The following is a 12,277-nucleotide window of genomic DNA, read 5'->3' as shown; positions in this document are numbered from 1 at the left end:
CCGGCACTGCCACCGTTACATCAGAAGCGCAGGTCCGCGCGCAGGTACCAGTAGCGGCCACGCGGGATGTCATAGGTCGAAGCGTCGTAACCGTTCAACGAGCACGACAGGCAGATCGGCGGATCCTTGTCGAACACGTTGTTCAGGCCGGCCGTCAGCTGCAGCCCCTTCATCCAGTCGATCTTGTAGCCCACCTGCATGTCATGGAAGGTGGTGGCCGACAGCGTATTGGTGCCCGCAGCCTGGTTGCTGCAGACCGGGAACACGGAAGCGTCACCGCAGTTCTCGGTCAGTTCGGAGATATGCCGCACGGTCCAGTTGGCGCTCCAGCGATCCAGCGTCCAGCCGATGCTGGCATTGCTGGTCCATTCCGGAATCGAGCTGTCGGCCACTTCCACGCCCGGCTTCTGCGGCTGCTTCTGGCCCGCCGCACCGGTGGCTTCGTAGCGACCCACGAAGGTGTTCTTCCAGCCCAGCTTGAACTGACCGATCGAGCTCTGCGGCAACGTCCAGAACAGATCCACATCCCAGCCATCGGTCTTGATCGAACCTAGATTGGTCAGCCGGTTGTTGAAGCTGCTGACCGCGCCGGTACTGGCACGGGTGATGCCGTTGCAGTAGATCGGGTCCAGCGTGTCCACGCACAGGTCCAGCTGGGTCTGCGCGTTGATTGCCTGGATCGCGCCGTCGATGGCATGGCGGTAGAAGGTCACTTCCACATCGAAGCGCTCCGACCACGAACTGTTGCTGCCAAACCATGGGCTCCACACGAAGCCTGCGCTGAAGCTGCGCGAGCGTTCCGGATCCAGCTCGCGGTTGCCGCCAGTGGTCACCGAGATCTGCGAGTTGGCCTGCTGGAACCCGGCCGGTACGCCCAGCGCAGCACAGTTGGCCGCGCTGCCACGCGGCGGCGTACCGCCCAGGCCCACCGAGCACGGATCGAACAGCTGCAGGTCGGCACGCGCGGCCGAGCCGTACAGCTCACCGATCGATGGTGCACGGAAGCCTTCGGCATAGGTCGTGCGCAGCACGAAGTCATCGGTCACCTGCCAGCGCAGGCCGTACTTGGGCGTGAATTCACCACCGAAGGTGGAGTAGTCCGAGTAGCGCCCGGCCAGGCTCAGGTCCAGCTTCTTGCCGAAGGTCGAATCGGCGAAGATCGGCACGCTCAACTCCAGATACGCCTCGTTGACGTCATAGGAGCCCGAGGTCGGCTGCGACGGCACGCCGTTGTAGTGGCCGGCCACCGTCAGCGGATCGGGCTGGTACGAACCCTCGTACTTGCGATACTCGAAGCCGGTAGCGAACGACACCGGGCCGGCCGGCAGCGTGAACAGGTCGCTGGACAGGTTGGCGGTGAACAGGCTCAGTTCGTTCTGGCTGCGGTCACGCACCACCGGCTGGATCCACTTCAGCATGTCCGGGGTGATCGAACCGACACCGCCGAAAATGTTCAGCGGCACGCAGCCCGGCGTCGCCGCACAGACCGACGGATCGCCCAGCGCCATGTTGACGTTGTAGATGTTGTAGCTGCCGTAGTTGGTCTGTTCGGCCTTGTTCTTGCTGTACATGCCGTTGACGTCCCAGTACCAGCTGCGGTCAGCCGCCTGGAAGTTGCCGACGAAGCCGGTGGCGAAATACGTGGTGTCCACTTCCTGCTTGAACACGCGCGCGCCGCCTTCCACCGGGCGGCGGCCGATCAGGCTCAGGTTGTCACCCGAGACCAGGTCGAAGCCGAACGGGTTGTACGGATTGAGCGCGGACACGGTGATGTTGTCGGCCAGCGGATTGCCGGTGGCGCCATCGGGGCCGAAGAACAGCGGCTCCGGGCCGGCCTGGTTGGTCGACTCACGACGGTTGCCCAGTGCCTTGACGTACCACTGCACGTTGTCGGTGATGTCGAAGCGGAACTGACCGAACAGGCCCTTGCGCTCCGAGGGCGTCAGCACCATGTTGTACTCGGCGAAATTGAACCGGTCGGCGCTGGTGAAGCAGTGATAGTCATCGGTGCGCGCGCAGCCGGCGCTGCCGTCGTAGCGCGGGTTGCTCACGCCGGTATTGGGCACGATGTTCTGCACCGCGCCGGTGTTCGGGTCGGTGAACATGAAACGACCCTGCGGAATGCCACCGCTGCCGAACGCCAGCCCGGTGCCGGGAATCGGGAAGCGCGACTGCTCGCGGTCCTTGGCAAACACCGGATCCTGCTTGGTCCAGCTGGCGCCCAGGAACAGGCTGAAGCGGTCGCCGCTCTTGCCCCAGGCCAGGTCCACGCCCTTCTGCGTGCCATCGCCCTTGCTGTACTCGCCATAGTTCAGGGTCACCTGGCCGCCATCGAAGTCACGGCGGGTGATGATGTTGACCACGCCGGCAATGGCGTCGGAACCGTACAGCGACGACGCGCCATCTTCCAGCACTTCGATGCGCTCGACGATGGCCAGCGGAATGGTATTGAGATCGGTGGCCGAGCCGACGCCGGATGCGGATGACTCATTGACCCAGCGGATGCCGTCGACCAGCACCAGCACGCGCTTGGCGCCCAGGTGGCGCAGGTCCACCTGCGCCGAACCGGCACCTACACCACTGCCATCGGGCGGGAAGCCGAAGTTGCCGGACGAGTTGAACTTGGCGTTGAGCGCCGAACCGGAACCGGTGAGCTGCTGCAGCACTTCGCCGATCGAGGTCAGGCCGGTGCGTTCGATATCGCCGCGCGTCAGCGTCTGGATCGGCACCTGGCCCTCCACCTCAGCGCGCTTGATGCGGGTACCGGTGACTTCCACCGCATCCAGGTTGGTGGTGGATTGTGCAGCGGCACCCAACGGTGCCAGAGTCATCACGCACAGCGCGACGGCAACCGCCAAAGGGCGGTGGTGCAGGTGATTCATTCGCTCTCTCTCCAAAGGAATGTCGGGACATGGGCCGCCGCACTCCCTCCCTGCATGGCGGCGCCGTCTCCTTTGTAAACAAGTGGTAAAAATCGCGGCGTGATGATCGACACTCTTTCACGCGGAATTGACGTAATTGCAGGCCGATTGCGTCAGATAGCTGCAGGTTATGACCGGACGATACTGTTCACCGTAGGCAGCCTTGATGCAGGCTGCGACAGCGCGCGCCGGTAGCTTCCGCATTCACGGAAAAGGCCTTTGCCGGACCGTTTCAGGAATGGTTTGAAAATTCCTTCATTCAGGAGGCCCCACCAGTCGACCCAGCGCAGACTCGCACCTCCAGCCATTCACGGGAGGGCCGAACATGAAAGCAGTGACTGCCGTGCCGGGCGTCACGATGGTGATGACGCTGCTTCTTTCCCTGGCAGGTGAATCGAGAGCAGGCGGCGTGATCGAGTGCAACAACTGTCCCTCCCCCAGCGATGCGGCCTTGGCCTCGGGAGAGGGACTGACGGTTGTGGTGGATTTCGAGAGAGCCGAGTTGACTGCTTTCCACGTTGAACATGACCCTGAGCGCAGAAAGTGGCGAGCACATCCGACCCAGGTTCCAGTGCAGATTGAAATGGCTTTTCTGCGGATCTTGGATGCGACGCTGTCAGCAGGGCAAGCGCCGCTCATGCAGCAATCACCGCATGAGCAGCAGTGAGACAACGCTCTATCGCACGAAGGCAATGCGCTCCATGCCAGTGGCTTCGGCCGCAGCCAATATCCGCGCCATGCCTTCGTACTCGGCCGCCGGATCGGTGGCGATGCGCAGCTCCGGCAGGTTGCCGGCATGTTCGCCCGCCTGTGCCTGCAGGCGCGCCTGCAGTTCGCCGATCGCCATCGGCTGGCCATTCCAGCTGAGCTGGTTGGCAGCGTCCAGGCGCAGCTCGATCGGCGGTGGCGGTTCGGGACGGTCGACCACCCGATCGGTGGCCTGCGGCAATTGCACGGCAATCGGCCGGGCCACGATCGGCGCGGTCACGATGAAGATGATCAACAGCACCAGCATCACATCCACCAGTGGCGTGACATTGATGTCCGCCAGCGGGCCGCTTCTTCCTGCGCTACTGAACGCCATGTGCCGCTCCCTGCAGCCGGGCCGTTCGCCCAAGGCCGACGTTACGACGCCTCCCATCCGCTGCGGCAGTGGCCTGCGCGGGTCATTCAGCTGTCGTTGCCGACGCTCGGCGTGCACGCAATGCGAAACTGAATTCAGCCATCGCCCGCTATGCTGGTCGCCATGACCCGACGCACTTCAACTGCCCTGTCCCTGCTGCCCTTGGCCACCACGCTGCTGATCGGCTGCGCCAACGCCCAGTCCCTCGACGCCCAGAACGCGCAGCTGAAGGCTGCGATCGCTGCCGCCGAACGCGGCCAGTTCGATCCCGGCCAGGCCGCTGCACTCAGCCGCCATCCGGCTTACGGATGGCTGGAGTACGCCAACCTGCGCCGCAACATCGACACCGTCGATACCGCGCAGGCACAGGCCTTCCTCAAGCGCTATGACGGCCAGGCCGTGGCCAACACGTTCCGCAGCGTGTGGCTGCCCTCGGTCGCACGCCGCCAGGACTGGCCCACCCTGCTCGCCAACTGGGTGCCCACCGACAACGCCGGCCTGCGCTGTGCGCAGCTGACCGCGCGCCAGGTGACGGGCAAGGTCGATCCGCAGTGGATCAGCGAGGCGCAGGACCTGTGGCGCAAGAACGGCAAGTCGCTGCCGGACGGCTGTGATGCCGTTTTCGCCGTGCTGCAGGCGCAGGGTGGCCTGAGCGACGCCCTGCGCTGGGAACGCATCGATGCCGCCGCCGACGCCCAGCAGCCGGCCGTGATGCGCAGCGCCGCACGTGGCCTGCCTGCCACCGACCTGGCGCTGGCGAACAATTACGCTGCCTTTGTCGACAAGCCCAATGCCAGCGCGTTGAACTGGCCGCGCAACGAACGCAGCCGACGCATTGCCACCGATGGCCTGGCCAAGCTGGCCAAGGCCGACCCGGCCGCCACCGAACAGCAGCTGCCGCAGTATGCCCAGGCGCTGGGCCTGAGTGCCGAGCAGCAGGGCCAGGTGCTGTACCAGATCGCATTGTGGACGGTGGCGTCCTATCTTCCGGATTCGGCGCGCCGCCTCAATGCGGTACCCGAATCGGCCTATGACGAACGCCTGCACGAATGGCGCGTGCGCGAAGCGATGTCGCGCGGCGATTGGCCAGCGGCACTGACAGCGATCCGCAAGATGGCCAGCAAGCAGCGCAGCGACCCGCGCTGGCGCTACTTCGAAGGCCGCATGCTGGAGAAGACCGGCCAGGCCCAGCAGGCGCAGCCGTTGTTCCGCGAGGCCGCACGCGCACCGACCTTCCACGGTTTCCTGGCCGCCGACAAGCTGCAGCAGGGCTACACGCTGTGCCCGTGGAAGCCGAATGACAGCGCGCAGGCACAGGCAGTAGTCGCGCGCGATCCGGCCATCCAGCGCGCGATGGCGCTGTACCAGATCGACCGTGCCGGCTGGGCCGTGGCCGAATGGAACAGCGCGCTGTCGCGCTTCGATGACACCCAGCGCCGCCTGGCGGTACGCGTGGCGCAGGACAACGGCTGGTTCGACCGCGCCGTGTTCGCGCTCGGCAAGCAGCCGCAGGAACAGCGCCTGTACGACCTGCGTTTCCCGCTGCACCACGACGCCACCATCCGCCGCGAGTCGGCACGCAATGCCATCGACCCGGCCTGGGTGGCTGCGGAGATCCGAGCCGAAAGCACCTTCACTCCGCGTGCGCGCTCGCCTGCCAACGCCATGGGCCTGATGCAGGTGCTGCCGGCCACCGGTGCCGGTGTGGCCAAGTCGATCGGCCTGACCGGCTACGGCGGCGCCGACAGCCTGTACGACCCGGACACCAACATTGCCATCGGCACCGCCTACCTGCGCCAGCTGATGAACAAGTACGACGGCCTGCCGTACGTGACCATCGCCGCCTACAACGCCGGCCCGACCCCGACCGCACGATGGCAGGGCCAGCGCCCGGGCTTTGATCCGGACCTGTGGATCGAGACCATCAGCTACAAGGAAACCCGCGAGTACGTGGCCCGCGTGCTGGCCTTCAGCGTGATCTACGACTGGCGCCTCAATGGTGATGCGCTGCCGCTGAGCGACCGCCTGATGGGCCGCCTGGTGGACAAGCGCAAGAGCTTCAGCTGCGCGGCCAACGCCGAGCAGGGCGGCGACTGATCGCACTGCGGTCGTGCCGGCTTCTGGCTGGCACGACCTGGTAGCCATTTCCCGGGGAGGGGAACGCAATGAGCCTGTTGGCCTGGATCGGGATGTTCGCCGCCTGGAGCCTGTTCGCCACCTGGGTACTGCGCTGGGGTGGCGCGGCCTGGATGGAGGGCTGGAAGTCGCTGGCCTTCGTCGACAGCTGGGGCAGCCTGTGGGACGAAGCCCAGATCAAGCTGTACGTCCTCTGCCTGTGGATCGTCTACAGCCTATGGTTCCTGGCCGGCCTGTTCGTGCCGGAGTGGCGCGGCCTGCCGTGAGGCCTCAGCATCGGTCGTGCCGGAACATCTGCGCCGGCCATGCGATCATCCCCCCATGAAGATCTATCTTGTCGGCGGCGCCGTGCGCGACCGCCTGCTGCAGCGCTCTGCCGGCGACCGCGACTGGGTGGTGGTCGGCGCCACGCCTGCGCAGATGGAAGCGCAGGGCTACACCGCAGTCGGCCGCGATTTCCCGGTGTTCCTGCATCCGAAGACCGGTGAGGAATACGCGCTGGCGCGCACCGAGCGCAAATCCGGCCGCGGCTATCGCGGCTTCGTGGTCGATGCCGATCCGGCGGTGACGCTGGAAGAAGACCTGCAGCGCCGCGACTTCACCATCAATGCGATTGCCTGCGACGAAGACACCGGCACGCTGGTCGATCCCTATGGCGGTGTCCGCGACCTGGAACAGCGCGTGCTGCGCCATGTCGGGCCGGCCTTCGTCGAGGATCCGCTGCGCGTGCTGCGCGCGGCGCGCTTCATGGCCCGTTTTGCACCACTGGGCTTCAGCGTCGCCGAAGAGACCATGGCACTGATGCGCGAGGTCGCCGCCAGCGGTGAACTGGACGCGCTGGTGCCGGAACGCGTCTGGCAGGAACTGCGCAAGGCGCTGGTCAGTGAACGGCCCTCCGCCTTCCTGCGCACGCTGCACGATGCGCAGGCACTGGGCCCGATCCTGCCCGAACTGGAAGCACTGTACGGCGTACCGCAGCGTGCTGAATTCCACCCGGAAGTCGACACCGGCATCCACCAGGAAATGGTCAGCGACATGGCCGCGAAGCTCGCCCCCGGCGATGACCTGGTCGGCTTCGCTGCCCTCACCCACGATCTCGGCAAGGGCCTGACCCCGCCGGAGGAATGGCCGCGCCACATCATGCACGAGCAGCGCGGCATCAAGCCGTTGAAGGCACTGTGTGCGCGGTTGAAGATTCCCACCGAACACCAGCAGCTGGCCGAAGCGGTGTGCCGCGAGCACTTGAACGTGCACCGCATCGACGAACTGCGCGATGCCACCGTGCTGGAACTACTGGGCCGCTGTGATGCGTTGCGTCGGCCGGAGCGCGTGGCCCGCATCGCACTGTGCTGCGAGGCCGACAAGCGCGGCCGGCTCGGCTTCGAGGACGCCGACTACCCGCAGGGCGAAACACTCAAGCGCCTGCACCAGGCGGCGCTGTCAGTGCAGGCACGGGATCTGGATACGACACACCTGAAGGGGCCGGCCATCGGCGAAGCGCTGGCCAAGGCGCGGGTGAAAGCCATCGCCGCCGCCCGCTGAAGCACCTGGTGATGCCGGCTGCTGGCCGGCACCGATCGCCCGTCTATCGACGACGCTTACGCGAGAAGTGGTCGACAGCATGAGCACCCAACAAGATGGGTTGCATCAAGAGGAACAGCCATCCACCCAGCCGGAGTGTCTCCACCGGATTGAACCGGGTGATGAACGCAGCTACCAGTGCCAAACCCGCAACAAGGCCGACCTCATAGACCCACAGCGATCGGTTAGAACGCCTGCCCACGATGCTCCTCTCCATTGAACAGGACGCACTTGCAAGCCATCGCCGCCGTCCGGCACCACGGGTAGTGCCGGCCGCTGGCCGGCAACCAGACACTCGCGGGATCAGTGCGCCATCCCACGGGTGATCGCCGCAGCCCGCTGCTTCAGCTGCGCCACCGCATCGGGAATCATCTCCATGCCCACGTCCAGGCCCGGGTTCAGCACCAGGCCGACGCCGTCGCCGATACCGGCCAGCAGCGCGTGCACCGCGATCGGCATGGCATGCGCAAACTGCGGCAGCTGCTCGTGCCACAGGCCGGCGCGCTCGGGCGCAGTGAACACCGCGAACATCGGTTCGCCGCTTTCGCTGGTCAGCACCAGCGGCGAGATGCTCTCGTCCCAGGCGCCATCTTCGCCAATGGCCTTGTCCAGCAGCACGAACGCCGTCGAGGTCAGCAGGCCGTCGAGGAACTGCGACGCAGTCAGCGTGCCGTCCTGTGCCTGCAACAGGCGCACCTCGAGGTCGTTGAGGGGGTCGAACGGGGTGTCGTGGTCCATGGTCGGTTCCGGTACGTGATTGCAGGGCAGACTTTAACAGGCCCGGTCCTCAACCGAGGAATCCGTGCCGCCACAGCCAGCCCAACGCCGCCAGACCGGCCACCACCACCAGCATCAGTGGCAGGCCGAAGCGGTGCCGCCACGGGATCGGCACCCCACCCAGCTGCTGGTCCATGGTGTCGGTGTCCAGCACCCAGCCGTGCCCGCACCGGGTGCAGGCCAGCTCATAACGGCGGTGGTAGGTGAACCCGAACAGCAGGTCGATACGCGCCATTTTGTAACGCAACTGCGGTGCGAACTCGGTTTCCGTCTGGCAGCGCAGGCAGTGATGGGCTTCGGTCGGGCCGACGATCAGCACCCGTTCCTGCTGGCCGATCAGCAGCATGGGTCAGCTGCCCTGGCAGGCGGGTTGGGCCAGCAGCCAGGCTTGGGCGGCGGCAAGGGTGGCCGGTCCGCTGGCGGTGGCCTCGTCCGGCTGCAACCTGGTACCGTCGCCCTGCCCGTTGCGGTCGGCCATCACGTTGTGGGTCAACAGCAGGGTGGTGCCGTCCACCAGCTTGACGGGCCGATTGCCAGTTGAGAAACCTGCGCTGGGTTGGCCGAAACTGCGGCTGCCCGCCTGCCCGCGGAATGCCAACGCGACGGCTTCACCCGAACTCGCGGTGCGCGCACCCATCAGCACCGCGACCGGTGCGCTACCCGCACGCAAGTGATAGGCGGCCTGTCGTGAGCGCAGCCCCTGCGTGCCGTCCTGCCTGACCTCTCCTTCTCCTTGCCGCCACCACTGCAGACCATCGGCACTGCGGAAGGCGCCGATCAGCGCCCCCTGTGGATCCGGCGTGCCGTGCAGCAAGGGCAAGAGCCCAAGCAGCATCGGCCACATGTTGCCGCCGCCATTACTGCTCACGTCGACCACCCAGGCACAGCGCGTGCCGTCATCCAGGTCTACGACGCGTTGCTGCAGGGCCAGCGCGTAGGCCTTGCGCGCCTCATAGCGTTCCTGTTCACTGCGCTGCAGATCCTCCACGAAGGGGCCGACCTTCAGCACGCCAATGCGGGCATCGACCTTCGGGGATTCTGCCAACGCAGCGCCCTGCCCAGCATTCACACGCTGGGCGCGACCGGAGCGATCGCGCTGCTGGCTGGGCGATATCCATCGGCCATGCTCACCACTGCTACGCGCGGCCGCCTCATCCAGCACGCGGCGCTGCTCTGCACGATCATCGCCTGCGGCGGCCAGCCGCGCGCGGGCATCACTCCAGTCGACGCGATCGCGGTACAGCGATTGGGTCTCCAGCAGATGCAGCATCTGTTCAAGTGCTTCGGCAGATGGCAGTTCCACGGCCGCAGCGGGTGCTGCCAATGCCGGGCCGCCAAAGGCCAGCAGCAATGCTGCGCCCAGGATCGCGCGTGCGGGAAGTCGAGAGTTCATTGACGCATCCTTGTCAGTGTCCAGCGCCGCAGCATAGCGGCGAACGGCATCAGTGCCCAGCGCACGCCGGCTGGGCCAGCAGCCATGCCTGTGCGGCAGCAAGGGTGGCTGCATCGCCGTCCGTTCGCTGGTCGGGCGATATCTTCAGCCCGTCGCCGCGGCCGGTGCGGTCCCGCATCACGCTGGTGGTCAGCAGCAGCGCGCTGCCATCAGCCAGCGGCCGCATCACGTTGGCGGTGGACAGCCCCGAGGTGGGCTGGCCGAAACTGCGCGTCTGCGGCCGACCGCGGAAGGAAAGTACAGTGGCCTCTCCGGAGCTGGCAGTGCGCGGCCCGGCCAGCACGGCGACGGGCGCGCCCGGATGTTTGAGCAGATAGCCGGGCCCACCAAGATCGATCCGCACGCGATCGCCAAGACGCACACTGGACGAGGTCAGCTGCCAGAGCGACGGACCCTCTGCGGCAGCGAAGGAACCCACGTTCTCGTCGGCGCTGGGCGTGACGCGCAACAGCGGGGCCACGCCCAGCAGCATCGGCCACATGTTGCCACCGGTGTTGCCGCGCAGATCGACAATCCAGCCGCAGCGGCTGCCGTTGTCCTGGTCATCGATGATCGCCTGCCAGCGCTTGGCACGCTCCTTCATCTGCTGGTGCGCCGTGAGGCCCTGCATGACACTGTAGCCCTCGATCTCCACCCGGCCGATGCGCGGGTCCAGTGCTTCGGCCGGGGCCGTCGTTTCTTTCTGGGCCACTGTCGCTGTGCCATTGGCGCGCGCCAGGCGTTCTGCCTTCGCCTGCAGCTGCTTTGCGCTGATCCAAGCCCCGTGCCCGCCGGAACTGCGGCCGATGGCCTGCCGGAGCACCGCGCGGGCCTCAGCCGGGTCGTTCTGCGCCGCCTTCAGGCGCGTGCGGATGGCCCGCCAATCCACGCGGTCGCGGTACAGCGATTCCTTCTCCAGCATGTCCAGCAACTGGGCCTGTGCCTGTGCTGTCGGCAGGTCGATGGCGTCTGGTGCCACGGCCTGTGCGGTGGTGCAGAACAGGGCGCCGAGTGCAGTGGCCATCACGCGGAGATCAATAGACATTCGACGTTCCTTCGTCGTGAGCAGGTACCGCAGCATACGCGCTTGCCGCCGCCGTTGTGTGTCGGCTTTGGCACTCCCCATGCGGGGCATGATTTACAACTTTGCTCATGTCGTTGCTCGAGTGAAAGCGCGAAGGTGGCTGCGCCAACGTACTTTGCGCTGGCCGGGATTGGCGTCCTGAATCAAATATCGAAGCGATCGATTTGCCGCATCAACGGCAATCGCGACAATGCACCGGCTTGCCCATGGCGGGCGGTGCGTGGGGATCCTCGTGATCCGTCGGCTTTTTTCGCTTTGATTTTGACCGGCACGCCAACCCGCACCGCCCGCCACCTTGCGCTTCGCAGGTGGCCTTGCCTCGTGAGGTTGCCGCCATGAACACGCCCTACCCCGCCTATCCACGCCTGCAGGCGCTGCTCGGCGCTGCACTGCCCGGCCTGCAGCTGTCCAACACCGCAGCCGAAGCGTTGGAGGATGCGCTCACCGAAGTCCACGAACAGGCGCCGCCCTCCGCATTCTTCGCGCGGTTGCACGGCGTCGCTCACAGCCACGGAGCCGACGGCCAGGCGTGGCGCGAGCGGCAACTCAGCGAGGCGCGCGGTCGGGAACTGGCCGAGGCGACGCGCTGTCTTGCCGCATTGTCCGCCTGCGGCGGTGTGTTGCTGGCCGCACAATCGGCGCGCGAGATGGAGGACGCGGCGGCACAGTGTCCGCCGCAGATGGAGGAAGGCCTGCTGCATGCAGTGGTGGTGTTGGCCGATCATGCCGGGGCGTTGGTCGCGCCCGAGCTGCTGCCGATACGAGCCAACGAATGCTGCTAGATGTTGCAATCCTGCTGGAGAAATCGACCCATGAGAAAGCCATCAGATCAAGCCATGGACGACAAGAGATATGAATTACTTCGGAGATTCGTGCAGGCGATATCAGATCGGGATAGCACCACACTGCAGGAAGACTTTGGCCTGACCTCAGTCATGATTCTGGAAATCTACGAACTTCTGCCGGTTTACTTCCTAGAAGGTGCCGCCATTTCCATCCCTCCACCTGCGCACGACGCAGCAGACGACTTGATACCGTTGATGACCACATATGACCGTGGAGATGGTGACAGTGCAGTTGAGTGCTATCTCCTCGAGGACGGCGAGCCCAGCGAAGCCGTTCTTCATGTCCATTTCGAGAAAGGTAATCTCATCTACGGATTCATCAATTCATAGCAATTCCCGATCGCCCAAAGCGAACGACATTTCAGGACGTGTCGACCA

Annotated in this window: 12 protein-coding genes; 6 read left to right on the top strand and 6 right to left on the bottom strand. The window is 65.6% G+C overall.

Annotation, left to right across the window (positions count from 1 at the left end):
• Nucleotides 1-20 precede the first annotated feature (20 nt).
• Nucleotides 21-2,882 (bottom strand): TonB-dependent receptor, encoded by a 2,862-nt coding sequence (locus RI032_RS12065; RefSeq protein WP_010480916.1) that lies wholly within the window; start codon nucleotides 2,880-2,882, stop codon nucleotides 21-23.
• A gap of 364 nt (nucleotides 2,883-3,246) precedes the next feature.
• On the opposite strand from RI032_RS12065, the gene RI032_RS12060 reads away from it, so the two are divergent.
• Nucleotides 3,247-3,588 (top strand): hypothetical protein, encoded by a 342-nt coding sequence (locus RI032_RS12060; RefSeq protein WP_139727656.1) that lies wholly within the window; start codon nucleotides 3,247-3,249, stop codon nucleotides 3,586-3,588.
• 9 nt (nucleotides 3,589-3,597) lie between these two features.
• On the opposite strand, the gene RI032_RS12055 is transcribed toward RI032_RS12060, so the two are convergent.
• Nucleotides 3,598-4,005, bottom strand: coding sequence for an ExbD/TolR family protein (locus RI032_RS12055; protein WP_019338425.1), 408 nt, complete (start codon nucleotides 4,003-4,005; stop codon nucleotides 3,598-3,600).
• Nucleotides 4,006-4,155: 150 nt separating this feature from the next.
• On the opposite strand from RI032_RS12055, the gene RI032_RS12050 reads away from it, so the two are divergent.
• From RI032_RS12050 to RI032_RS12040, 3 genes are all read left to right on the top strand, one after another.
• Nucleotides 4,156-6,141, top strand: a complete 1,986-nt coding sequence (locus RI032_RS12050) for a transglycosylase SLT domain-containing protein (protein WP_053443512.1) — start codon at nucleotides 4,156-4,158, stop codon at nucleotides 6,139-6,141.
• A 68-nt stretch (nucleotides 6,142-6,209) separates the two neighbouring features.
• The gene (locus tag RI032_RS12045) at nucleotides 6,210-6,446 is read left to right on the top strand and encodes a hypothetical protein (protein WP_322547049.1); all 237 of its coding nucleotides are present in this window, start codon (nucleotides 6,210-6,212) and stop codon (nucleotides 6,444-6,446) included.
• Nucleotides 6,447-6,501: 55 nt separating this feature from the next.
• Nucleotides 6,502-7,722, top strand: a complete 1,221-nt coding sequence (locus RI032_RS12040; RefSeq protein ID WP_043401688.1) for a multifunctional CCA addition/repair protein — start codon at nucleotides 6,502-6,504, stop codon at nucleotides 7,720-7,722.
• A 342-nt stretch (nucleotides 7,723-8,064) separates the two neighbouring features.
• Here RI032_RS12040 and RI032_RS12035 read toward each other — a convergent pair whose 3' ends face one another.
• Genes RI032_RS12035 through RI032_RS12020 form a run of 4 tightly spaced genes read right to left on the bottom strand, consistent with a single transcriptional unit; the run spans nucleotide 8,065 to nucleotide 11,015 of the window.
• Nucleotides 8,065-8,499, bottom strand: a complete 435-nt coding sequence (locus tag RI032_RS12035) for an SseB family protein (RefSeq protein ID WP_049429399.1) — start codon at nucleotides 8,497-8,499, stop codon at nucleotides 8,065-8,067.
• 49 nt (nucleotides 8,500-8,548) lie between these two features.
• Nucleotides 8,549-8,884 carry a hypothetical protein gene (locus tag RI032_RS12030; protein ID WP_057502890.1) on the bottom strand — a complete coding sequence of 112 codons (336 nt, stop codon included), beginning with the start codon at nucleotides 8,882-8,884 and terminating at the stop codon, nucleotides 8,549-8,551.
• Between the two features lie 3 nt (nucleotides 8,885-8,887).
• Complete coding sequence (locus RI032_RS12025) at nucleotides 8,888-9,931, bottom strand: S41 family peptidase (protein WP_322547048.1); 1,044 nt, start codon at nucleotides 9,929-9,931, stop codon at nucleotides 8,888-8,890.
• 49 nt (nucleotides 9,932-9,980) lie between these two features.
• A complete protein-coding gene (locus tag RI032_RS12020; protein WP_057502888.1) occupies nucleotides 9,981-11,015 on the bottom strand; it encodes a S41 family peptidase in 1,035 nt (344 codons plus the stop codon).
• A 374-nt stretch (nucleotides 11,016-11,389) separates the two neighbouring features.
• Between RI032_RS12020 and RI032_RS12015 the strand changes: the two genes are divergently transcribed.
• Complete coding sequence (locus tag RI032_RS12015) at nucleotides 11,390-11,836, top strand: hypothetical protein (protein ID WP_057502887.1); 447 nt, start codon at nucleotides 11,390-11,392, stop codon at nucleotides 11,834-11,836.
• 30 nt (nucleotides 11,837-11,866) lie between these two features.
• Nucleotides 11,867-12,229, top strand: coding sequence for a hypothetical protein (locus RI032_RS12010; protein ID WP_322547047.1), 363 nt, complete (start codon nucleotides 11,867-11,869; stop codon nucleotides 12,227-12,229).
• Nucleotides 12,230-12,277: the final 48 nt, after the last annotated feature.

Origin of the sequence: Stenotrophomonas geniculata (genome assembly GCF_034508895.1) — a bacterium.
Taxonomy (GTDB): domain Bacteria; phylum Pseudomonadota; class Gammaproteobacteria; order Xanthomonadales; family Xanthomonadaceae; genus Stenotrophomonas; species Stenotrophomonas geniculata.
Note: the sequence above shows the minus strand (reverse complement) of the source record. Positions and strands in the feature narration are given on the sequence as shown.

Coding starts and splice junctions, on each gene's coding strand:
- RI032_RS12065 (WP_010480916.1), bottom strand. CDS start 2,882: ATGAATCACCTGCACCACCGCCCTTTGGCGGTTGCCGTCGCGCTGTGC.
- RI032_RS12060 (WP_139727656.1), top strand. CDS start 3,247: ATGAAAGCAGTGACTGCCGTGCCGGGCGTCACGATGGTGATGACGCTG.
- RI032_RS12055 (WP_019338425.1), bottom strand. CDS start 4,005: ATGGCGTTCAGTAGCGCAGGAAGAAGCGGCCCGCTGGCGGACATCAAT.
- RI032_RS12050 (WP_053443512.1), top strand. CDS start 4,156: ATGCTGGTCGCCATGACCCGACGCACTTCAACTGCCCTGTCCCTGCTG.
- RI032_RS12045 (WP_322547049.1), top strand. CDS start 6,210: ATGAGCCTGTTGGCCTGGATCGGGATGTTCGCCGCCTGGAGCCTGTTC.
- RI032_RS12040 (WP_043401688.1), top strand. CDS start 6,502: ATGAAGATCTATCTTGTCGGCGGCGCCGTGCGCGACCGCCTGCTGCAG.
- RI032_RS12035 (WP_049429399.1), bottom strand. CDS start 8,499: ATGGACCACGACACCCCGTTCGACCCCCTCAACGACCTCGAGGTGCGC.
- RI032_RS12030 (WP_057502890.1), bottom strand. CDS start 8,884: ATGCTGCTGATCGGCCAGCAGGAACGGGTGCTGATCGTCGGCCCGACC.
- RI032_RS12025 (WP_322547048.1), bottom strand. CDS start 9,931: ATGAACTCTCGACTTCCCGCACGCGCGATCCTGGGCGCAGCATTGCTG.
- RI032_RS12020 (WP_057502888.1), bottom strand. CDS start 11,015: ATGTCTATTGATCTCCGCGTGATGGCCACTGCACTCGGCGCCCTGTTC.
- RI032_RS12015 (WP_057502887.1), top strand. CDS start 11,390: ATGAACACGCCCTACCCCGCCTATCCACGCCTGCAGGCGCTGCTCGGC.
- RI032_RS12010 (WP_322547047.1), top strand. CDS start 11,867: ATGAGAAAGCCATCAGATCAAGCCATGGACGACAAGAGATATGAATTA.